Genomic DNA, 22,297 nt, shown 5'->3' on the forward strand with positions numbered 1-22,297 from the left:
TAATCCATAATGAGCGAATGGGTTTGTTCTAAAAAATCTCTCAGCAATGATTCGTTTTGTATTGTAGTTGGACTACCTGAATGGGCTGTCTTGTCTCCTGCCAGGCGTAGCTAGCTCTCATTTTGTTTTAGTGATGCAAGAACAAGTTTTGCTACTGCTTCTGAGGAACTTGGATTTTGGCCGGTGATCAGATTGCCGTCCTGACAGGCGTAGGACTCCCAGTCGCCTCCTTTCGAATATTTGGCACTACGCAAAATCATCATTTCCTCCACCAATATTGGAACAATATCTGTGAGGCCGACAGCCTCTTCTTCAGAGTTTGTGAATCCCGTCACTTCTCGCCCTTTCACAATGTGAACACCGCTCTTGTCTTTGGCGTTGACTAATGCAATTGGAGCATGACAGACAGCGGATACTGGCTTATTGCTCTGCCAGAAGTCTTCGATCAGCCGAATCGATGCATCATTGTCGACTAGATCCCACAAAGGACCATGTCCCCCTGGGTAGAAGACTGCATCAAACTCTTCGGCAGAAATTGAGTCAAGCTTCGTTGTCGTCGCAAGTTCTCCAATCGCAGCACTATCTACTCTGAAACGTCGAGTGGCCTCAGTTTGTGCTGACGGGTCTTCGCTTTTGGGGTCAACTGGCGGCTGCCCACCTTTTGGAGATGCGAGTGTAATCTCAGCTCCTGCATCTTTGAATACGTAGTAAGGAGTAGCAAACTCCTCGAGCCAAAACCCCGTGGCTAGTCCTGTGTCTCCTAGTTGATTGTGTGATGTGAGTACGAAGAGGATTCTTGTCATGGTTTTAATGGCATTTCAGTACATGTGTGTGTTGATGCTGGTCTATTGAGCCTTCTAAGAACAGAGCCACAGTCCACAGATTTAATCTTTTTGAGGGGCAAGGTTTCTGGTTTGTTCCTAATACAGATAAGCATCCGATTTTCATCACCTAGCCTTCCGGCTGATGACGTCCTTTGAATTCATGGAAAGAATGCCAGCAGTGTGAGTTTTGACATGTTGTTCGAATTTATTTAAGCACGATAGAATTTATCTTGATCTCTTGAGCCCCCTTTGCAGTACCCCTATCTCCATATTGCCCATCCGAGTAGTTATTTTTGTTGCTTTGTCGCTTAAAGTAAAGACTAAATGCTTCTTCCTGGCTTCCAAGTCTTTAGCCTATCTTTCTTGCCTATCATTAATATAGGTACCAGCGATCCACAGTCGATCTCTGCGGTTACATCTTTTCCAAACTCTTCAAACTAAGAGCGAGTCAAGATTTGCGGTTATCATAAATGTTTGTTCTCAGTGTCATCTGTTTGTTATTGGCTTTTTGTTATAATAACTAGCTTAAATCATTTTCCGCTTCACTCAAATCGCCGCTCGTAGCAGTGGTAATCAATTTCATGCACATATAGGCTTTTTGATACTGACTAATTGCTAATTGCTCGCAGCATGGCAAACAGCGTTTAATGTATGTACATCCGCTGCGCTGGCAGGTTGATTGCCATTGATTAGACCTTGCTGACAATTTGCTTGAGCATTCACCCTAATTCCATTAACATAATAGGTGAAATCAACACTTGTAGGCTGCGGTGATGATTGCTGAAAGTCGTAATCCAGATTGCGGTTGGTTTCTGGAACTATAATTGTAGGGGAATTTTGTGCTCGTGAGTTGGCAATCGCAGAGGTGATGATTGCTCCTGTTGCTAAGCCAGCTATACCCCATTCAGCTCTTCTATTTGGATACCAGCCCCAATTATTATGATGCCATCCATTGCCGTGATGCCATCCGCCACCGTGATGGCCTCCACCGTGATGGCCTCCACCGTGATGTCCGCCTCCACCGTGATGTCCGCCTCCACCGTGATGTCCGCCTCCACCGTGATGTCCGCCTCCACCGTGATGGCCGCCTCCACCGTGATGGTGCCCAGCTTGCATTGGCATGACTCCTGTCAACGTTAATGCTGATGCCAACAAGAAAGTACGCAGCATACTTTTAGTATTGTTTTCTACTGATTAGCCACGTGCAATCGATTTGTCAACTTTGTTGCGAATTTAGAATGCTACTCATTAATTGCAATGCCTCTTAACCCTGATGGATGTTGCTTGGTTTGTATGATGACCATTAATTATTTTTGGTTGGCATTGTTAATGTGTTGCCGCTATCGGCTCATTAGCGTTGTGACCAATGATTTGATTTTTTCTGTTGCTCAAAGTTAGCTTTTGTTTGATTCATTAAGCTGTATGCAGCGTCAAATATTTGGAATCAGAAACTGCGATTCGTATTCAGCGCTAAATTAAATATCATGTTGGGATTTGCTGAATGAATAATCTTCAATGTATGGAGGCGTGGAAATGATATTGCCTGATCCAACTCTGAGTTGCCTACTTCGCCTACAGGCGTGGTGATTGTCATTCGCTTGGAGATGAGGTTATGAGTGCTTCTATCACTGCTAGTGACATAAGGTGAACAAGATTTAGGAGGTAGTTCATGTCTAAGCATTTGGAGTGTGAGAGACCTCTTTAAGCGTGGTTGTTTATTTTGCAGAATCGAATAGCTGGATCAGTGGGTGAGGCCATGACTTGTGTGTTGTACAAAAAAAAGTACTGTCAGTATGAATTTCATTCCCCTACCTGTGTCGCCACGACCGCTTGAAGGTGTATGAGGGGATCATTTGTAGATCTGCATTTCAGGGGCACGTCTCCTGGCGACGAACTGAGTTAAGCCTCTTTTGTATCCCATATTTGATGAAACTGGTCTTTTCGCACTCTGTTGGCCTTGAGCACCAGAAGTTGGCAGTCGCAGCACGGGCAGCATCTGACCAAGAGTTGAAACCTCTATCACCTACCTGGGAAAGCACCGCCTGCTGGGCTCCTGAAAAGGTTGAATCAGGCAAGCCCCAACAGGTCGTCCCGCAGGGGCAGTACTGGTCCTGGACGGGTTCTAGAAAACCTAACGCTTAGGTTTCCAGTTCTTCGTATCTAAAAAGGCAAAGTCCCTCAACCTTTCGCGGGCTTCTAAATCGCGAAAGATTGATGGTTGTGGGACTGTTGACCCCGTCCAAAGAGTCACAAATCCAGTTTGCGTGTGCCTCAGCCTTGGTTAGTGCGAAAAGTTCTCAATAGCTGTAACCATTGAGCGCCGCGCATGAATAAAGCCAAGCTTTCTGGCCATCATTCTTCTGATCTCTTGCACTGAGCTGCGTTAGAGCAAAGGAAGAATCTTTTGTTAAGGCATAAAAAAGAAGGTGTCTAAGCCTTCTACGGGGAGGGGATGAGGAGCCAAACCCTCTTAGGGGTTGGTCAACCACATGGTGAGGACATTCAGCAGATCAGTCAATCACCTGATATGAAGGGACTTGCTTAGATGGTGTTCTGAGGCAAAATTCATCCGTGAGGAGGGCTTCTTCACGGAGTGGAAACAAGGAAACACGTCCAACGAGAAGCCGAGAGACCCTGCCTTAGGCGGGGTTTTCTTTTGTCTGTGCATAAAACGATTTGTTTTTCACTCTGGCCTTCTGTCATGTGTTTTGCCTGAGCAGCAGATCACTGCTATTTCAAGAATGATGTATCCCTTGGATCGATCATGTGTGTCGCGACACAGGCAAAGGCTGGAAGAAGCTCGACGGTAGGGCAGGCGATCATTCTTTAAGGGAGAAGGAATCACCTATTAGTGGGACGTGCAATGCGTCTCCTCGATCAGTCACATTGCACGAACGAACCAGTTTCGACAATTAGTGAACATCAATGACCCGCATCACACTCACTGCTGCAGCACTGCTCTTGCTCAGCTGCGGGACTCAGATCGTTTTTGCTGAACAAGCAGAGCAAAAGCCTGAGCCCATCTCTTCTGAAGTGCTCCTGCAAGCATCATCTTCCTGGAAGGGAGACCAGTACAAATATCCCCAAGGCCTCCCACTGATCACTGTAAAAACAATCCTCTTCCAGCCTGGAGCTAAATCAAAACCACACTCCCATGAGATACCAGGAGCTGCATTTATTCAAGAAGGAGAACTCCTTTGCGAGGTTCCTGTTACAGGACTTGCCAAGCGCTTTGTGAAAGGAGTCGTTCTCCCAACCACATTTAAAAATGATTTGCATACTTGTGAGAACACTGGAACAGAAGTCGCAAAGGTATTGGTTTTTTATGCAGGAGCAGTTGGTGTTCCTACCTCCTATTACATTCAGAAATAAGTAACCTTAAGGCACAAGTAAACGTAGTCAGAACAAATGATCCGCACAACACTCACCGCAGTAGCTCTCGCAATCGGCTCTTTGCCTGCACCAGCCTTGGCAGACAGCACAAAGGCCTATTGCACCCTGGCTTGGCATGATGACTCGATGCGAACAATCGCAGGACCCTGTGGTTTTAGCCAGTATCAAGGCAACGTTTATGTAGATGATTTTCGGTATTACAAGTTTGCCTTTCCAGCTGCAGAAGATGGCAAGACCTACACAAGGAGCAGTACCGCTGAGATGCTCAGCTTCAGACGAGAGGGGCATTACACCCTGAATGTGTTCTGGGAAAAGCCCGCCCGTGACCCTGGTGGCTATTGATTGCAACTTCTTTATTCATAAACAGTTGGCTGAATATCTTTTTAAAATTTTGCGAATGGCAAAATCTATCCTTGGTGTCAATGTTTACTGATTAAGAAGACACGCTATTCGTTGAAGGGTTCCCAATCGCTCGTATTGCATTCACATGCTAATTGAATTCTATTATTGACTAAGAGGTTTGCCCGCCATGAGCGGGGCTTTTCTTATCCCATCAGTTCACTGTTAGGACTGGATTAATTAAGTGGGGCAGGCAAAGGATTAGAAGGCACTTCATGTCTATGCTTTTGGTGTGAGAGGGAGACCTCTTCAAGCGTGGTTGCTTGTTTTGGTGGGTGGGGTCACGCCTACTGCCTCTCTCACACCCCTATTGCAGTGTGGAATATCAGGATCATTGGGTGCGGCCATGACTTGTATGTAGTGCAAGAACAAATGTGGGAGTAAGAATTTCTCCCTCCAACTCGGTCGCAACTATCGATTGAAGCTTTATGAGAGCATCATTTGGAGGTCTGCGTTCTAGGGGTATGACTCCTGGCGTCTATCCGACCAACAGAGCAGGGCAAGCAACAGACGGCCTGCAATGGATGTATTGCTGATATATGCCGCAGCAATTCAACGACTATGTACTGAAGCCTCCCTGGTCACCACTGAAATTGAAGCCGCAGCCCTTGGTCGTCACTGCAGCCGTATGGCCAATTTCACCAAATGCCAACGCTATGGCAGCAGCAGCCTGCTTACGGCCAATAAAACGAGAAGTCCAGCTGGCTGGTTGGCAGGCAAGGATGGGATGCTCATCCAGATCAAGCCGACATACCAACACAACAGGCATGGGTCGTTTTGGTGAGCTTCGATCGGTTCTCAGCATGCCTGCTGGAATCTGTACGTCAGCAGCGCATGCTTAGGCGTCTAGGCATCGAGTGTGGATCAACGAGCAGACGATCCGTTGTGCGGCTTTGTGCTGATCAGAAGCAGATCAAAAGCAAGTGCTTATTGGAAAAGATTATCAACAGCAATTGTTCGGATTATTTGATACACGCATCGAAAGAAAGGTCTAGTTGAATGTGATTCTCAACAGCATATAATTGCTCGATAATGTTCGGTTAATACCCCTTACAAATTGGCAAAAGTGCAATAGAACAGAGAAGTCCTCCTTTTGGACATAATCATGACTCAAACACCAGCAACAGCTCAAGGCAGGCTCGCCATTGCAACAGGCCCCTCTGGTCGTGCAATGGCAGAGACGATGACACAAGAGATGGTGGAGCAGCTTCAAGCCCATCTCAATCTGGAAAGGCAGTCTTCAGCGGCCTACTTCGCAGCGGCGATCTGGTTTGCAGAGCGCGAACTCACTGGCTTTGCTGAATACTTGCGCAATGAGGGTAAGCAAGAGCAAGAACATGCAGCAAAATTCGCTGACTACCTGATCTCCCGTGGTCAGACAGTTGAATTAGACACGATTGAAGCACCTCGGCAGACATGGCCTGACCCAGAAGAGGTGATTGCCAATGTCTTCCGCATGGAAGCAGACGTCACAACCTCTGTTCTTCTGCTGTATTCAATAGCTGAACGTGCCTCCGATCAGAGAACAACCGTCTTTCTTGATCCAGTTGTGGATGATCAGAGAATCTCTGAACATGAGGCGGCCTATCTATTAGGAAGGGTCAAGTACGCCAATAATGAGCGTGCTGCAATGATGATCATTGACGCAGAGCTCAGGGAAGAAGAAGCAAAACCAGCAAAGCTTCAATCATAAGTTCTGAAATAAGGGCTATACAAACTAAAAGCATGCCACTTCAAGTTGTAGCTTCTTGATAAACAGATCAACACTGCCTAACCCCGCCAAGTGCGGGGTTTTTCATTGCAGCGCTGAATGCCTCAAGCAATTGTCCCCAACCAATGAACCCTCCACTCAGATGACGCTTGATCTACTTCAGGAGCTACTGATGGCACTATGAGCAAATGACGCTGATGGGTACAGGGGTTGGCTGGCACTCGATATCGAGGATGTTAGAGGTCATGAAGGAGTGGAAGTCCATCCATTGATCTGACCACATATCACCTCCTCCCTGTTGAGCCCAAAAAAATAATGGTCGCATTCTCATGCCCGCTCTTCTTCTTAAAAAGCCGAATCTCCCCAGTTATAGCGTCAATACAAAGACGACTATTGGATCGCGGAATGTGCGTAGAGATAGATACTCATTTTTCTATGAGCATAAAAAAAGAACAGTCGTCCTCTGCTGACTGTCCTCTTCAGCGAGCACGGGGGTGCTTCGCCTTGCTATCAATTTGGCCACGAAGCATGCAAGTGTCAGTAGTATCAAATACTTATTTTCTATGAAGCAAAAAAAAGCCGCCCTGTCCAGGGGCGACTCACTGCATGCGCCACCAAGTCATCCAAACCGGGTGCCTAACCATCAAAATCCAGTGAAGGTTGATAGTCAGAGCCAACCGCACATTTTGATTGATCACTTGTTGTTAGATGGCGTAGCTAATGAAGTGCATACGGCTGTGAATAGATGCATGTAACAAGGGCCTCATTCGATCCGCTCTGAATTAGACCGATTCACGCAGCACAAGGATTGATCGGATTGGATGGCGGGTTTATTGGTCGTAGCAGAGAACGATAGGGTGATGTCATGGCAGCTGAGAGAGAGCCTCTAGCTCTTTTGAGGGAAAGCTCAGCTGAGAACCCAACCCTTCTAGGGTATGAGGAGATGGGGTATTGCGCAATTATAAAGATGCCCATCTTTGGCTAAATATCTAGCTCAAATTCATTTCCAGAAATGGGACAGTATGAGGTAGCTATATATCCCCTTTTGGGAATATCAGGGGGAACATGTGTCGCTATTGATCTCTCCTTAAAATTGATTCTCCCCGTCACTGGCGGAGATTTTAGATTCTTGCTATGAGTAGATGTAGTCAGTTTGTCCAGTTTTGTCTAATCAACGTTTAGCACTCGCAATGCTTGGTGGTTTCATTCTCGCAGGGCAAGTATATGCGAAACCGATCAATAAAAACTTGAATCTTATGTCTGTTAACAACAAGGCAGAGATGCGAAGGGCCGTTTGTATGAATTCTGGTGCAAGCTCTAAGCTGCTGATCGCTAAGATGGCTGTAGTGAGGGATGTGAGTAGCGTCAACTGTAATTCAGGTGAAGCAATGATTAGATATAGAGAAGATCCCTCCGATCCTGGTCATGTGTTGGTCAATATTGACCCACCTAGTGGCAATAGTAAGGGTTTAGACTGTGATGGTAAAGCAGACATTGGGCTTCATTATATTGGTTTAAACTGTTTAGAATCAAGTCTAGAATCTGTTTCCCATTCTAAGTAACTGATTGCAATACACTGTTTCTTGTGTAAAAAGCTTTAACACTAATCATTACTATTCTTGCTGTCGTATGTTCAGGATTACTGTTTGCATGAAACCATCTGCAGTTTAATTAAGCATCCTTCTCCACAGAAAGGAATTTAGGATTATCTTCTTTTATCCAATTCACGACGTTACAGCATAAATTTGCAGCGTTCTCCCTGTCAGAAAAACTCTTTGCAGTCAGTTACTCCTGAATCACAGCCAGTGTGATTAGAAAGAGACGACTGCTTAAACCATTCTCAGCATCTGCAAAGACCATTGCTCATGGTGGAGCAGATGATTGTAAGAATAAGGCCCTAGTCTAGTTTTCAACGCTATTTGAGCACTTGGTTGATTCTCTTTTGTCGTTCGATATAACTAACCTACGACTTATCCTTGTGTAGAGTTGTTTTGCTATTCATCATGGGCTTAACTGTTGAATCCTGTGATTTTTATGCTTGATTTATTCTTAAAAGTCGCTTGTATCTTCTGCTTAATTGTTTGTCTAGGCCAGTAATGCATTTTTCTTTAGAGATGCTGTTGAGGATGTATCCACTTTTTTATTGTTTTAAAGGATTTCAGGCGATCATCAATAACATTGCTGACGCAAGGTCATTGATCCCACACCATCGCTATAATAGAGAAAGTAACAACACTCCTACTCCATGATGGTTTTGCAATGATGCTTAATTGTCTTAGCATTCATGGATTAAAGTTAACCTCTCTCAATTCAGCTTAAGACGATGTCTCCAGTGTCTCCGCGTAACACCGCTTTACTACTTATAGGCTTTCAGAGGGATTATTTTGACCCTGATGGAATTCTTTACTCTGTTGTTGAAGAATCTCATCGCATTTCTGGAACCCTCGAGCATACAATCCAAGTCATCGATAGCATCTTGGACACATCGATTACTATTGTTAATACACCAATCGTATTCAGTGAAAGTTATCATGAGATAGAGAATCCGATGGGTATTTTAAAAGCAATCAAAGATGCAGAGGCATTCAAAGTTGGTACAACTGGTGCTGAAACCCTGCCGCAGATTGAAAAGTATGGTGATCGAATTGTAATCATTCCAGGGAAGCGAGGTTTCAATGCATTTTCTAATACCGAATTGAAGGACTTGCTTGTTAAAAAAGGAATAGAACGACTTGTGATTGCAGGCTGCGTGACTTCTCTTTGTGTTAACGCCACTGCACTTGCTGCTAAGGAAAACGGCTTTGAAGTAACGATTTTATCCGACTGCACGTCCAGTCGAACGCCAGTTGAACAAGATATGTTCTGTAAGGAAATTTTTCCATTATTCACTGATGTAGTTGATCATAACGAATTTGCTAAAGCAATTGTTCGTGATTCTGACTGATGACTATTGATCGTCATCATGACCCAGACGCTACAGCAGTTGCTCAGTCAAGGCTAATTGAACGTCTTGCAGAGTCAGAACGAAGTATTAGGGATATTCTCGTTAACCTTCCGGTTATTGTCGCTCGTTTTGATAGGCATGGTAAAGGAGAAATTCAATTTGTTAATATGGCTTGGAATAGAATATTAGGCTTTGATATTAACTCAAGCATCGGAACTGCAATTGACTCATACGTGTTACCAGATGATCTAGAAAAGTGGAGAACACTCGTTAAGAATACTAAAAATACTGATCATGATGTCTCTGATAGTCAAGTTCGCTTTAAAGACTCAAAGGGTGAAATACACTGGCTAAAACTGAAGTTTGATCAGCGCGAAACTGGTGAGGCCATTGTCTTAATGGAAGACTTTACCGATAGAAGGCGTTTAGATGCCGAAGTGTTGCGTGCTCAGAGATTGGAGAGTATTGGCAGGCTTGCAGGTGGCTTAGCGCATGATTTCAATAATCTTCTGCAAGTTATCATGGGGTATATTGATCTTAGTCAGAGATTAAATAACAACCAAGGGATTGATGCTAAGTATTTAAAGATTGCGAGTCAGGCTTGTCTCCGTGCAGCTGGGCTGACTAAGCAAATGTTGTCTTTTAGCAAAGGTGGAAATCCTGTTAGAATGATCTGGGCGTTGCAAGATGTTGTAAAAGAAGCGATGGAAATGAGCTTGCATGGCTCTAACGTAAAAGCTTTTATCGAATGTGAGTCATCATTGCCTAATGTTGATATTGACTCTGGACAGATACATCAAGTCTTTAACAATATTATTCTGAATGCAGAACAATCAATGCCAGAAGGTGGTCAAATTAATCTCCATATTCGCAATGAATGGGATCGCAAAGATGGCAATTCAAGAGAGATGGTTGTTGTTGAGATAACTGATTGTGGAATTGGCATCAAACCAACGGATATGGAGAAGATTTTTGATCCGTTCTTTACGACTAAAGACCATGGCACAGGTCTTGGTTTGACAAGTGCATATTGGATTGTCAAGCGGCATGATGGCGACTTGCAAATTAAAAGTGACATTGGCAAAGGAACGGTTGTTCGTGTTTCTTTGCCAGCTGTTCGGAATGCTGATACTCCTGTTAAGTCAGTAGTCGTCGATCAAAAGCCTATGAATTGTGCTCGAATATTAATTATGGACGATGAAGATATGGTGAGAACATCTCTTCGCCTAATGCTTGAAGAACATGGACATTCTGTTACTAGTACTGAGCATGGTCAGGAGTGTTTAGATGTCTATGTACGTGCCTTGGATGAGGGGGAGCCTTTTGATTTGGTGATACTGGATCTTACTATTTCTGGAGGCAAGGGCGGAATATGGACTATTGATCAGCTGAAAACAGTCAACTCATCAATCAAGGCAATTGTAGCAAGTGGATACAGCCAAGATTCAATTTTGGCGGATTATCGAAAAAGTGGTTTTAGTGCTGTCCTGCAAAAACCATTCGATATGCAATCTCTTGCTAAATCATTGGCTAACGTTTTGAGACATTGAACAATGAGTTCACAATGTGTCTGCTCCGAGGTAAGGTCAGAATATTACTTCTAGATATGTGCTTTGTTATTCTAGGAATAAATGATAAGGCTCTGTTTGATATTTGTTAGAATGAATGTAATCCTTGATGGTGATTCATCGCTATAGCAGTGGTAATTCAATTAATGATGTAAACGTGTGAGTATTGATAGTGGAAATTTGTCCGGAGTTCCAAGTTTTTAAATATCTATTGATGAAATGGATGATTACTCATATTGATAATTGCTTTGTGGTTTTGGAATGCGATAAATATATGGATTGATTTATGAGTGATTAAAAAAATGCCCCTTCTTTCTTTGAGGGTGCAGGTGTGTTGAGAAGCAACTTTAACTGATGTGAGATTGCTTAACCAATCCAGATACTTGTGTTTACGGAATCCATCACTGCTCCATTCGACTCCACATATTCTCTGTTATCACGAAGGAATTGTTCAGTAGCTCCTTCAGGAGCCTGAATGATTACGACTACCTGTTTGGGATCCTTAGGTGACACTCCACGGAAGAGAACTTGCATGGCGTAGCGGTCATGGAGTTCTGAGGTTTCTTTGCTGTCAAAGATTTGAACCCATTCATCCCAATTATTTGAGATGGACAGAGTCACGACTTCAGTCAGAAGCATTGGTTTCTCTCGTCTGAAATAAAGTTAAGCGGCCGTTTCAGGTCTCACAAGGGGGAAAGCCGACCGACTCACTGGTAAAACCCGGCTATCGGACACAAGAAAATCCCGCAAACTACAAGCGTTTTGGAAGGTGCAGTGCTAGGGCCAGTTGGCATTGACGGGACCGTTCGTTAACTCTATGCAGATTTGGTGACTCTTGTCGTCACGATTACTTAAGAGGCTGAATAATTGTTCTTCCCTTTATGCCCCGGTAAACGTTTAACGCTGCCCCGTCAGATTATCCGAATTCACCGTAGAGCAAATCCAGAGTGGAAATAGTCTCAATAAAAACAATTATCATTCTTAGATTTTACTGGCAAGAAATGGGAATCATTTTCACTATTGTGTTAATTGTGTGACACTCATCCAATTTTCAGCTTCTGTATTTCGGTCTGCTGTTAGAAGTATTGTAGATGGAATAAGCCAATGACAGTAACAGTTGTAAAGTGTGCCTGTTCAAGCTGCACCTGTGAAGTAAGCAGTTCTTCTGCTATTTCTAGAAATGGCCATAGCTACTGCTCTGATGCCTGTGCAAGTGGTCACCGCAATAATGAGCCTTGCCATGACGCCGCAGGCGCTTGTGGTTGTAATTGTGGTTCTTGACTATGCCGAAGGGAGTGAATTCACTCCCTTGTTTTTTTCGGTTTAGATCAACCCAATCCACCTCATCGACGCTGCCTACGTGGAGTTGCTGGGATCGTTCGCATTCCGATTTCATCTCCCCAGCTGGCTGGAAATAATCTTTCGAATGATTAGCTTTCACCCGTCTGGGTAATCTCACCAAACTGCTCGCATGTGGCAGCAGCAGCCCAACTACGGCCAATACAAAGAGAAGTCCAGCGGTGAGGCCTGGCTGGTGAACAGGCTAGGAGCGATGCTCAGCTCGGTTTGGTGAGCTTTTATTGGTTGGCAACGCTGCTCACCGCCTAACTAAGCCTGCACTTTGAGGGAGAGGGTATAAGGATGCATTTCAGGGTGGTGTATGAGACCCCTCAGGCCCTGATCAGTGTTCACGCAATTGGTTAAAGGAGATAAGCCATCAAGGAAGAGGGCCACCTAAGGGGTAAGGCAACCTCCCTTCCTCAGGGAAAGACGGTTGCTTCCTCTACGGACCGTCTCATTACGGGTGATGACTCCCGTCCCAATCCAACTTTGGTCCTTAAGGTTGTTTGTGTCTATGGTTATTCTTATGCCTATACCTATCGGAAAGAATGAAGACTTTTCTTCAATGGAAATACTAACTTAGCTTAAAAAGGATGTACTAATGTTTTGCTCTAATTCATCTAGGTAAGTGAATGGGGCAAGTCGAATGATCTCCAAATATCTAGTTATATAAAATTTACTGAATTCGTGGTTAGCGATCTCCCGGTCCGGAACCCAGCTATGTCCGGGGTTTCTGTTGCCAAATATGCTTCCTCAAGGTTTAAACTTTGCTGATTAAGCTTTTTATGAAATCATTTCGATTCGATGTGTTCAAGGATAGCCACGGTAAGTGCATCTCCCTGTGTTTGTAAATAGGCATACCCTTTACTGTCTGAGCGAAGAATGGCTATGTAGTCGTATGACACGCCATAGGTATCCTGTTGCCGAATTCTTCCAATGCAATTATTAATTTGCGTGAAATTACCTTGATAAGTAGCAACTTCAAACTTTCCCGAGTAGGAGGAAATTGCAACGCCTGACATCTTCCAGTTACTCCAGTTCTCTCTCTGAATCACTCTGTTGGATTGCCATCGACCATCCTTAAACTGATGGCCCTCCTGCAAGCTCAATACTTCACCAGCAATCGTTTCTTTTGTACAAGACATTTTTGATTGCGGGAACCAACGCTCACTTGCAACAATGCCGGGTGTCACCATGATGCCAAAATGCACATCACCATTGGGTTTTAGTATTACATTGCTGTCCATGCCGCCGTCAGATCGGTCGACCTTGATTTTGCAATTGCCAATGTTCTTCCATTTGCCTGTGTAAGAATTTGTGCTGTATTTTGCTCCTTCTCTGAGGAAACGTGTTCCGTTTAAGGTTCCATCTGATTTCCAAGTTTCCAGCTGAAGTTGACCAATTGGGATTCTTTTCTTGCTTCCTTGGCTCACTATTAGGTATGTGCCAGTATTGGGCTCATTGCAAAATCCATCGACATTGGGGTTTGCCTTTGATGGTTCACTCAAAAGTGGCACAAGGAGTAGTCTAAGCAAAGGAATAGATAGCCATTCCTTGATGGGTAAATTGCAATTTAGATTTGATTTCAACATTCCATCTGCCGTAAAGAAGACTGAATTGAAATGATGCTCTACTTTCACCCGAAATAATTCAGGTGTGATCCTTTCATCAACTATTCTACGGTTTTGCTCCCATGCCTCATCCGATGCTTACCAATATGTAGAACTACGACGACTGAGACAAATGACGATTGTTTTCGTCACTTAACAATCGTCATCAAAACTCATGATTTTGACCTCTCCCATCATCCCCATGAGTGGGTCTTTTGCTTGCCTACCGACCAGCGGTAAAGCCTAGGCATTGCACTCCATCTAATGAATGCCCCAAGTTGCGTCGTCTTTCCCTGAGCGCTTCTGGCTTATGAATCTCTGTTGCTGTTTTGCCTGCCATTGGATCAGAAGACGTTGGTGCTGATGATCTTGGTGAGAAGAGCGTCAGCCTGAAGGACTTGGTCTAAGCAACAAAGGCATAGCGCCAGCTCTAACAACACCAAACCAAGCAGGCATTGGAGGGTTGTTGCTTTTCTCTGTTGCCTATATCAGCGTTTGGTGTCTTGATGCACTCGCCTGCGTCAACTTTGTTGATCATCACCATCATCACTCCATCCCGGCTTCAACGTCAGCGGCACATAGTGGAGTGCCTTGTTTCGGTCGGTGGCAGTCATAAGTGAAGTACTAACCGCCAATTTGCTCCCGTATAAACCGACTGAAAAGTTCCTTAAACCGTACCTCTCTTGACGGCTTGCCCATCTTCCTGACGGAACGAAGCAGGCATAGACCGTTTTGGTCCCTCTCGGAGACACCCATGACCACCACCACACTCCGTTACAACGGCAGAGCTTTTATCTACGCACCAACCAGCCTTGTCGCCAGAGATGGTGAAGAACACGGCAATGTGTACGCCAAAGAGCCGCGTCTGGAATTGGCCACACCAAATGCTGGTTGGGGCTTCCACGAGCGAGCAGAAAAGCTCATTGGTCGCCTAGCAATGATTGGATTCGTCGCTGCGACAGCGACAGAACTGATCAGCGGTGAGGGCTGGCTGCGCACCATTGGGCTTTAACCCTGTACTCATCGATGTATTCAGCCCACTGATGATGCAATGGGACAAGAAGTTGATTGATCCAAAAGCAATCGCCATCAACTGCCCCGCCACGAGCGGGGTTTTTAATGCTGCAGGGAATGCTTTGAGGAGTAGCCACTTCCCAATGCTCTCGACACTCGCATGACGCTGGCTCTGCTTCAGGAGCTACTCATGGCATACACGTAAGGAATCAAGGCATCACTCCCTACCCATCCTTCTTCGTTGATGATGGTGTTACTCCATGTATTCGAGTGGTGAAGAATATTGATCCACAGCAGCCGGTTGTGATTCTTGGAGGATTCCTGATTACAGCAGAGGCTTATGGACCTATGGCTGAATGGCTAAAGAACCAGGGAGTTTGTGATGCTCTGGTGGTTCCTATGACTCGATTGGATTGGCTTTTGACTATCTGGAAATTTGGATGGCGACGTGTGCTCGACCGTGTGGATGACATGGTCAAACAAGTTCAACAACAGTCGCCTAGTGGAAAAGTCACCTTGATTGGGCACAGTTCTGGTGGAGTGATGTTGCGCCTCTATCTCAGCGATGAACCTTTCGATGGAAGTATTTATGCCGGTTCTAAAAAATGTGATCGCTTGGTTACGCTCGGAAGTCCTCATCAGGCAGTCCGCGCAACACCCTTGAGGGCGATGGTGGACCGCCGCTTTCCCGGATGTCATGAATCTGGAGTCGACTATGTCGCTATCGCGGGAATACTTGATTTGTCTAGTAATAATGCCTCAGCATTCAGCCGCAAGGGCGCTAATGCTAGTTACCTAAGAGCAATTGATGCTGATGACTGCCTCGGTGATGGACTGGTGCCAGTTGAGTCAGCTCTGCTTACAGGTGCCCGCTCTCTGATACAAGACGACACTGCTCATGGTGGCTTATTTGGTGAGATCTGGTATGCGTCTACGCAACGTCTTGAAGAGTGGTGGGACTTTGCAGTGAATAGTGAATTCTCACAAGAGAATGCCAATTCTCAAATTGATGCATAAATGAATTGCATAGCAGTACTCTTCTTGTTGACTGCTGCACATGGGCCTTCCTTCTTCATTGCTCCCACCAAACAGGCTCAAACACCCAACCTTCAGTTGTCAATAACCAGCTCGACTGAAAGCGCACGGTTCCTCTCTGACTACCTGAGATGTACTTGCTAACGCATCCATACCACCATCTGTGACGCCGTTGCTTTTCATCAACCCAATAGGCAATGTAGCTAAGTGGGTTAAGAGTAAGCACCCCCATCCTTGGTCATTGATTTGGCTTAAATTCGAAGCAGTTGCCACATGGTTTTACGTGAATTTCTTTTCCTGAAAATACAAAGCTTCCTCCGGCCAGGTTTTCGATATAGTCCATTGTAATGTTTTTTAAGTTATTTGCTTGTGCTTTTTCTGTAAATAACGTTAGGCCATTGCTTCTAGAGATAGGGGTTTCCAGATTTCCAGACGCGCTTACGGAAAACGACCAAGAGGCGCATCCGCCTTTGGTGACACCTAAAAACATTTTACCGGCAATGCCATCTTGCGATACGAGTGAAAGGCGCATTAATTCAGAAGCAGCAGTCGGAGTGATATAGACGTTCATTTGTGAATTGAATATTTTTTACCTTAACTTGTTTTGGCGGCATCCTCTCCACATTAAGTACATGCTCCGGTGTAAATAATACCTAGGAGTGTTTGTTTGCGATCGTCTCGAGGTTGTTAGTGCGATTCTCGTGGGTGCAACATGGGAATTTTGGTTAAGTCGTGAGAGGAGCTGCTTGGTATGGTCAACTATATGTTTCCTTTGCAAGCAAAAAACGTGGTTTTTTTGGATCGCATTTCACAATTCCAATTGCAAATTGCAGCTTCAGGAACAGATATGACTAATTAAATATTTTTGCCTTGCATAGGCTGTAAGGCCTCGATTCCACTTGGCATTCAAGAGCTCTGAATCGTTGCAGCTGCTTAGCTCTATCCGAGTGGATGCTGCCTTTATTGATTGAGGTTCAGAAGGAAAAGCTTTGCACTAGAGGCTTAAAAGTGATATTTGTTTGTCTTTGATTTTTAACTTTGATCTGTTAAGTGATCGCCGTTTGATGGGTGAACTGACTATGGCACAGTGTTCTCTTTATGCCATTTTGATGCCGCGTGCTTGATAGGCAGTGATGCTAATTGCTCCATTGTCTCGTTCACTTAGCTGGCCAAAACGACTCAGGCCGCTGTCGATTAGCTCAGCGAATGTTGGATCGAGGGCGGCGGCAAGAAGTGCTTCGCGCTCGGGTTCAATGAATTCGAGCAAGTAGCTACAGAGTTTCTGCAGTGTTGTGGTCTGGCTCGGGCACCAATGATGGATTCCCTGCATTTTGTTGCTTACTTCTCGGAATCCTGCCTGCTCCAGCAATGGTCCGAGTGCAGCCCCGGCATGAGCATTGCCATAACGATTGAAATGATCGATGAAGGCGCTGAGCATTGTTTCGATCGCGTGGTCTGGCGGGGAGACACGAAGAGTTGCGTAGTCAGTTTCTGTGATGTGAATCGTGCCGCCTGGTCGTAAAACCCGCAGTGCCTCGCGCAGCACCGCTATTGGATCTTGGAGATGCTCAACCACCCAGACCATCCTTATTCGATCGATTTGCCCTGTTGCCCATGGAAGGGAAGAGCCATCACCAACCTGCAGGTCCACTTGGTTCAGTCCGATTTCTTGGAGATACCGCCTGGCACCATTGATTTGTGCAGGGTTGATGTCGATTCCGCAAAGACTTGCCTCAGGGTGTTTCAGGCCAATTTGAGCGAGCACTGCACCCACTCCGCAGCCGATCTCCAGAAGCGTTTCATTGGCATGCAGTTCCAGGTTGCTTTCAAGAAGAGAGGCATGCTGTTCGGCCTGCTGGATTAGGCGTTGTTGTTCGCGTTGACTGCTGCCATGAATGTAAGTGCGTTCGCTCATGGTTGGTTGAGAAGGAAGAATGGGCAGAACAGATGCGGACATCTTGTTTTCGCATCACTTTTTTCTGCTCGCCACTAATCAGTTTGGTTGTGTGGAAAAGAAAGCGGCAATAGTTTTCGTGCAGGCTAGAGAGAGATGAGTAGCAGATTTCTTACGATAGTCCTTCTAATGGAATTTGATCTTCTCCAGAATGAGAAAAAAGAACAGCAATGGCCTGTGAATGCGACGAGAATATGCATCTATAACAGGATTTCTCAATTGGAAGTCTTGAGCCTGGTATTTATCAGCGGGGCAATACTGCAATAGTGTGACAGGAGTTGAACTCAGTACATCGTCTGGTGCATTCCTCTTCTTTTGTTAAAAGCTATAAAAGATCAGCAATTGACAAGCCGGGGGCATCGCTATCTCTATCGATCTTCCGACTGAATATTCACTAGCTGCGTCACCAGGGGATGTTGCTGGAGTTGGATAAAACGAGATCGCTATAGAAACGGTCTCATTTAAGGGTATGGCAACCCGTAATCTTTAGTCTTCTGCTGTCACGTGCCACGCAGTACGACGGCATAGTGATTACTCGATTAACAACAATGTCATTGTATTTAAATCCTGTGTCGAATGTCTAAAGCTGCTTCACCCTTAACCGACTCCCATTACCGTGAATCAACATGTGGGCTTTGGTTCTAGTTGGCTGCCTTGCAGTGCTGGCTGTAGGCGTTCAGATTGTGAACACTCAGCTGAGTGAAGACACTGGAGGAGTCGTTGAACGTCCTGAATCTTCCAGCTCTAAGAGATCAGAACAGAAGAAATAAGCCCTTCGCGATTTTTAACGGGGAATGCTCTAGGTCTTTCCCACCGGTAATGCCCCTTGAACGTCAGATGACAGTTGCTCTGCAGCAAGAGCTACTGATGGCACTCAGAGCTAATGACGTGCACAGCTACAAGAGTTGGTTGGTCCTTGGCATTGAACAGCTGGTAAGGGAATTAGTCGCTGAGGTGGAATCGGAATGGATGCTGTCTTTGTTGACTGAAGAGCAGCCAGGAGGGCAAGGTTTGAGTCTCCCTCTTCGAAGAGAGTTGTTGTCCTTCAGTTACCCTCGGGAACCTGCAAAATTCCACCGCATGTTTTTCGGCTCATGATGCAGTTGTGAGTTGATTGATGAGGCATGTGTCACAACGTCATCGAGCATCGCATTATTAATTGCTGCGTTGTGGGGGGTGGGCCTGCCGGACTCATGCTCGGTCTTTTGTTGGCTCGTCAGGGGATCAAGGTCACGGTGTTGGAGTCGCAGCTCGACTTTGATCGAGATTTCCGTGGAGACACTATTCACCCCGCGATTCTTGAGGCCCTTGATCAGATCGGCCTGGCTGAGCGTGTTCTTGAAATTCCACATGGCCGAATGGAGATGGCCCAGCTGTGTTCTGAGGGAATACTTACCAATTTGGCGGACTTTCGTCGCCTGAACACGCGTTACCCGTTTGTCGCCGTGCTTCCGCAAGTTGAGTTTCTTCAATGCATCGCTGGGGAGGCCAGCCGCTATTCCGGTTTCGAGCTGGTGATGGGGGCTCGGGTCGAGGAACTTATTCAGGAGAGAGGCTCCACTCATGGAGTGCGCTACAGAGATCGGCAGCATGAACTGCAAGAGGTTCGCGCCACTCTCACCGTGGGAGCAGATGGGCGATTTTCCAAGGTTCGCAGTCTCTGCGGCGCTGAATTGCAGAGAACCTCACCACCGATGGATGTGCTTTGGTTTCGTGTGCCTCGAAGGTCAGACGATCCCCATGATCAGTTCCGTTTCCACGTTGGTGGAGGGCATCTGGTTGTGCTTTTGGAACGTGACCAGGAGTGGCAGGTGGGTTATGTGCTCTTAAAAGGACAGTTTGCGGCCACCAAGGCCGCTGGTCTCGACGCTTTCCGCACGCATCTGAGTCGCCACGTTTCCTGGCTTGCAGATCGGGTACATGTGCTGCAGACCTGGAAGCAGATTGTGGTTTTATCCGTTGAATCCAGTTTCGTGAAGACGTGGCATCAGCCAGGGCTTCTTCTGATCGGCGATGCTGCCCATGTGATGTCCCCAATCGGTGGTGTAGGAATCAATGTGGCTATTCAGGATGCGATCTCGGCTGCAAATCTGCTTACAGAACCGCTAAAACGAGAATCCATCAGCTCAGATCAGTTGGCGACTGTGCAATTGCAGCGGGAGGGGGCAGTTCATTCAATTCAGGGGTTCCAGACCATGGTTCAGAACCGCATCATTAAGAACGCTCTCAACGATGCTGAACCCTTCAGGTTGCCTTTGCTGTTTCGAATCTTGCTCAAATTCCCAGTTGTGCGGAATGTGCCAGCGCGGATGATCGCCTTCGGAAGCAGGCCATCAAAAATTGCCGACAACTTGATTCACGATCACCGCAGGGAGGTGCCTCGCCAGTGATTCGCAGGATGCTCACATACATCGCCATCGAAGCCTGGAAGCGGTGCCCACCTAGGTGGTGACTTGCCGGAATTGTTTGCAGACACTCTGTTCGAATTCACCTCTTTCAAAAAAAGCACCAGACAAACAGGCTTCGCGCAGCTTGTCTGGTGCTGCATTCGGTGAGTTCCCTTTAGAGACAATCTGCTGCGGGACTAGCTTCTCCTCCCAGGCTTCAGCATCCCCAGTCATGGGAATCCATCTTTCCATCGCGAAGAACCCCGCTGCACCCAGAAAACCGCCAACAGCAGAACCGACAACGACATTCCTGGGACCTTCCATTGGTTGATGACGACTGTTGGCACAGTCGCTGAAACGGTGGTGAAGGCGCATCCCCCAAAAGAACCAAATCACTTTCTCCACGGGCATTGATGCGTGTACTTCCCATCAATCTCTGCATGGCCAGCTGCAACCAGTTGCTGCTGCACGTTTGAGCTATCCACAGACAGCTCAGCCCCGGTGCGGCCATAGCGGTCTGTCGTGATGCGTCTGATGCCTGCTTCACGACGAAGGCAGAGGCAAGGGTGGCGATGACATTTGACTCGTAAGCACCATATTTAGTGCTTGCTTGTCGCTTTAATGCGCCATATTTAGCGTTTGCCGATTAGCTCTTCCCAGGTGATTAATTCTGGTTGCTGTTTGGTTGTTTTGGACACGTTTGGTCTCGAAGATGAGTGGCCCCTCTCGGTAGGCAATGTTTTTCGATTCATTGAAAAAACGGTTATCTGTTCTCGCGCAGTGGGCTCTTTTTAAAGCTCTTTGGCGTGATCCATTACTAACACAATCGCTAGACCAAACGTTGATCACGTTGGGGGGATCACCTAAAAGTTGATCCAGACTTCCTTTAAGTGAAAACGCGACGACAAGCTAAAAACCACTGCAGCGTTGAATCATCTGACGATTGGTTGGAATCAAGATCCGTGCAGGCAGGCTCAGTGACTCCAGCAGGGGCGGCACCTGACCAAGATCTGCAAGCTCTGGGCACCCACTTGGCAAGGCGTTAACTGATGAGCCCCTGGGATGTAGTGAAATCACTCGATTTCGGTATGTTGTTCTTTTGGCAAGATTGAGGCAAGCCCACGTCAAGCCAATGAGGAAGAAAACAAGTCGAAGAAAGACTTGGCTATGGGTTGGATGTGGTCTCTTTGGTGCTGTAACAGGTTAAACAGGGCAGTGGTACTGGTTCATAGGTGCTTCGGTTTGTGCATTCCTTGCAATTAAGAGCAACTGAATGAGTGCGTTCACCCGCATGGGTAATGCAGGTTGCTGAGCTGTGGGTCTACGTTTTGCCCCATGGCTAAAACTGATGCACAAAAGGAACTTGAGCGGATTGAGCAGGAGCTGAATACAAGAGTTGCTCCACCAGCAGAAGAAAGCCGCATTGCAAGAGTTAACCGCAAGCAGCCCCATCTCGATGCAGTACTGATAGGCGTTGTTCTGCTGCTTGCCGCTTCATTCCTGCTCCCAATCATTAAGTCGCTGAATAATGAAAATATTGATTCGCTGAGTGCTGGCACTCTTGGCGGTGCCATAGGGCTGGCAGTTGGTTACGGAATAGGTCGCATTAGAAAATGAACCCAGAGCTAAGGGTCTTGCTCAGCGAGTTTTCTGAGGCACGATTCACTTGTGAGGAGGGCTTCTTCGCGGAGTGGAAACTAGGCAACACGCCCAACGAGAAGCCGAGAAACCCTGCCTTTGGTTGGAGTTTTCTTTACTTGTGGCGTTGCTTGCAGCCGTCCCTGTGGCGGCCATGCCGTTGGTCACGATCAGCAGCTGCTACGACGGCGATACATGTCGAACGAGCACAGGCGAAAAGATCAGGCTGGCTTGTATCGACACCGCAGAACTAAGGGGTAAACGAGCCGACCCGATTCCAGCTCGTGCGGCTAGGGATCATCTGCGTGGAATGGTGGTGGGCCGTCAGGTACGTCTGCGCAGGATCACAACTGATCGCTATGGGAGAACCGTTGGCGAGCTGTTCCTAAACGGCTCCAACGTGCAGCAGAGAATGGTGGCCAGCGGTCACGCAGGCATCTATTGGCGGTATTCCAGCCAGTGCCCATGGATTCGATGAC

Annotated in this window: 21 protein-coding genes; 14 read left to right on the plus strand and 7 right to left on the minus strand. The window is 46.3% G+C overall.

Going from position 1 to position 22,297, the window contains the following annotated elements; translation table 11 throughout:
- Window positions 1-110 precede the first annotated feature (110 nt).
- Window positions 111-803: a type 1 glutamine amidotransferase domain-containing protein gene (locus tag SYNC_RS04990; RefSeq protein WP_011619004.1), complete on the minus strand. Its 693-nt coding sequence runs from the start codon at window positions 801-803 to the stop codon at window positions 111-113.
- 981 nt (window positions 804-1,784) lie between these two features.
- Between SYNC_RS04990 and SYNC_RS14890 the strand changes: the two genes are divergently transcribed.
- The 3 genes from SYNC_RS14890 to SYNC_RS05005 all read left to right on the plus strand — a co-directional run bounded on the left by SYNC_RS14890 (window position 1,785) and on the right by SYNC_RS05005 (window position 4,559).
- A complete protein-coding gene (locus tag SYNC_RS14890; protein WP_193328842.1) occupies window positions 1,785-1,964 on the plus strand; it encodes a hypothetical protein in 180 nt (59 codons plus the stop codon).
- A 1,821-nt stretch (window positions 1,965-3,785) separates the two neighbouring features.
- Window positions 3,786-4,196 (plus strand): cupin domain-containing protein, encoded by a 411-nt coding sequence (locus SYNC_RS13540; RefSeq protein ID WP_167897177.1) that lies wholly within the window; start codon window positions 3,786-3,788, stop codon window positions 4,194-4,196.
- Between the two features lie 36 nt (window positions 4,197-4,232).
- On the plus strand, window positions 4,233-4,559 hold the full coding sequence (locus tag SYNC_RS05005; RefSeq protein ID WP_011619008.1) for a hypothetical protein: 327 nt from the start codon (window positions 4,233-4,235) through the stop codon (window positions 4,557-4,559).
- A 616-nt stretch (window positions 4,560-5,175) separates the two neighbouring features.
- On the opposite strand, the gene SYNC_RS14220 is transcribed toward SYNC_RS05005, so the two are convergent.
- Window positions 5,176-5,421, minus strand: coding sequence for a hypothetical protein (locus SYNC_RS14220; RefSeq protein WP_041426452.1), 246 nt, complete (start codon window positions 5,419-5,421; stop codon window positions 5,176-5,178).
- 300 nt (window positions 5,422-5,721) lie between these two features.
- Between SYNC_RS14220 and SYNC_RS05015 the strand changes: the two genes are divergently transcribed.
- The 4 genes from SYNC_RS05015 to SYNC_RS05030 all read left to right on the plus strand — a co-directional run bounded on the left by SYNC_RS05015 (window position 5,722) and on the right by SYNC_RS05030 (window position 10,821).
- Window positions 5,722-6,309 carry a ferritin gene (locus tag SYNC_RS05015; protein ID WP_011618632.1) on the plus strand — a complete coding sequence of 196 codons (588 nt, stop codon included), beginning with the start codon at window positions 5,722-5,724 and terminating at the stop codon, window positions 6,307-6,309.
- Between the two features lie 1,181 nt (window positions 6,310-7,490).
- Complete coding sequence (locus tag SYNC_RS05020) at window positions 7,491-7,889, plus strand: hypothetical protein (protein WP_148201845.1); 399 nt, start codon at window positions 7,491-7,493, stop codon at window positions 7,887-7,889.
- 761 nt (window positions 7,890-8,650) lie between these two features.
- Window positions 8,651-9,271: a cysteine hydrolase gene (locus SYNC_RS05025; protein ID WP_011619011.1), complete on the plus strand. Its 621-nt coding sequence runs from the start codon at window positions 8,651-8,653 to the stop codon at window positions 9,269-9,271.
- Window positions 9,271-10,821 carry an ATP-binding protein gene (locus SYNC_RS05030; protein WP_011619012.1) on the plus strand — a complete coding sequence of 517 codons (1,551 nt, stop codon included), beginning with the start codon at window positions 9,271-9,273 and terminating at the stop codon, window positions 10,819-10,821. Before SYNC_RS05025 ends, SYNC_RS05030 begins: the two co-directional genes overlap by 1 nt.
- A 384-nt stretch (window positions 10,822-11,205) precedes the next feature.
- Here SYNC_RS05030 and SYNC_RS05035 read toward each other — a convergent pair whose 3' ends face one another.
- A complete protein-coding gene (locus SYNC_RS05035) occupies window positions 11,206-11,460 on the minus strand; it encodes a DUF3764 family protein (RefSeq protein ID WP_167897179.1) in 255 nt (84 codons plus the stop codon).
- A gap of 483 nt (window positions 11,461-11,943) precedes the next feature.
- Here SYNC_RS05035 and SYNC_RS13755 point away from each other — a divergent pair, with 483 nt between their 5' ends.
- Entirely contained in the window at window positions 11,944-12,120 is a 177-nt protein-coding gene (locus SYNC_RS13755) for a metallothionein (protein WP_011619014.1), read from the plus strand.
- A gap of 851 nt (window positions 12,121-12,971) precedes the next feature.
- Here the strand turns inward: SYNC_RS13755 and SYNC_RS05040 are convergent.
- On the minus strand, window positions 12,972-13,820 hold the full coding sequence (locus SYNC_RS05040) for a hypothetical protein (RefSeq protein WP_148201846.1): 849 nt from the start codon (window positions 13,818-13,820) through the stop codon (window positions 12,972-12,974).
- A 724-nt stretch (window positions 13,821-14,544) separates the two neighbouring features.
- On the opposite strand from SYNC_RS05040, the gene SYNC_RS05045 reads away from it, so the two are divergent.
- Entirely contained in the window at window positions 14,545-14,802 is a 258-nt protein-coding gene (locus SYNC_RS05045) for a high light inducible protein (RefSeq protein ID WP_049750327.1), read from the plus strand.
- A gap of 275 nt (window positions 14,803-15,077) precedes the next feature.
- Window positions 15,078-15,821: an alpha/beta fold hydrolase gene (locus SYNC_RS05050; RefSeq protein WP_041426951.1), complete on the plus strand. Its 744-nt coding sequence runs from the start codon at window positions 15,078-15,080 to the stop codon at window positions 15,819-15,821.
- Between the two features lie 256 nt (window positions 15,822-16,077).
- On the opposite strand, the gene SYNC_RS14225 is transcribed toward SYNC_RS05050, so the two are convergent.
- Window positions 16,078-16,410, minus strand: coding sequence for a hypothetical protein (locus tag SYNC_RS14225; RefSeq protein WP_011619021.1), 333 nt, complete (start codon window positions 16,408-16,410; stop codon window positions 16,078-16,080).
- A gap of 525 nt (window positions 16,411-16,935) precedes the next feature.
- The gene (locus SYNC_RS05055) at window positions 16,936-17,796 is read right to left on the minus strand and encodes a methyltransferase domain-containing protein (RefSeq protein ID WP_011619022.1); all 861 of its coding nucleotides are present in this window, start codon (window positions 17,794-17,796) and stop codon (window positions 16,936-16,938) included.
- An 834-nt stretch (window positions 17,797-18,630) separates the two neighbouring features.
- On the opposite strand from SYNC_RS05055, the gene SYNC_RS05060 reads away from it, so the two are divergent.
- Together SYNC_RS05060 and SYNC_RS05065 are read left to right on the plus strand one after the other, a co-directional pair.
- Window positions 18,631-18,891 (plus strand): hypothetical protein, encoded by a 261-nt coding sequence (locus SYNC_RS05060; RefSeq protein ID WP_071813682.1) that lies wholly within the window; start codon window positions 18,631-18,633, stop codon window positions 18,889-18,891.
- Between the two features lie 26 nt (window positions 18,892-18,917).
- Window positions 18,918-20,183: an FAD-dependent oxidoreductase gene (locus tag SYNC_RS05065; RefSeq protein ID WP_011619025.1), complete on the plus strand. Its 1,266-nt coding sequence runs from the start codon at window positions 18,918-18,920 to the stop codon at window positions 20,181-20,183.
- Between the two features lie 389 nt (window positions 20,184-20,572).
- Here SYNC_RS05065 and SYNC_RS15255 read toward each other — a convergent pair whose 3' ends face one another.
- Window positions 20,573-20,779 carry a thermonuclease family protein gene (locus SYNC_RS15255; RefSeq protein WP_148201957.1) on the minus strand — a complete coding sequence of 69 codons (207 nt, stop codon included), beginning with the start codon at window positions 20,777-20,779 and terminating at the stop codon, window positions 20,573-20,575.
- Between the two features lie 736 nt (window positions 20,780-21,515).
- Here SYNC_RS15255 and SYNC_RS05075 point away from each other — a divergent pair.
- Together SYNC_RS05075 and SYNC_RS05080 are read left to right on the plus strand one after the other, a co-directional pair.
- Entirely contained in the window at window positions 21,516-21,797 is a 282-nt protein-coding gene (locus tag SYNC_RS05075; protein WP_041426455.1) for a hypothetical protein, read from the plus strand.
- A gap of 73 nt (window positions 21,798-21,870) precedes the next feature.
- On the plus strand, window positions 21,871-22,296 hold the full coding sequence (locus SYNC_RS05080) for a thermonuclease family protein (protein ID WP_011619029.1): 426 nt from the start codon (window positions 21,871-21,873) through the stop codon (window positions 22,294-22,296).
- Window position 22,297: the final 1 nt, after the last annotated feature.

It is taken from the genome of Synechococcus sp. CC9311 (assembly GCF_000014585.1).
Classification (GTDB): Bacteria; Cyanobacteriota; Cyanobacteriia; order PCC-6307; family Cyanobiaceae; genus Synechococcus_C.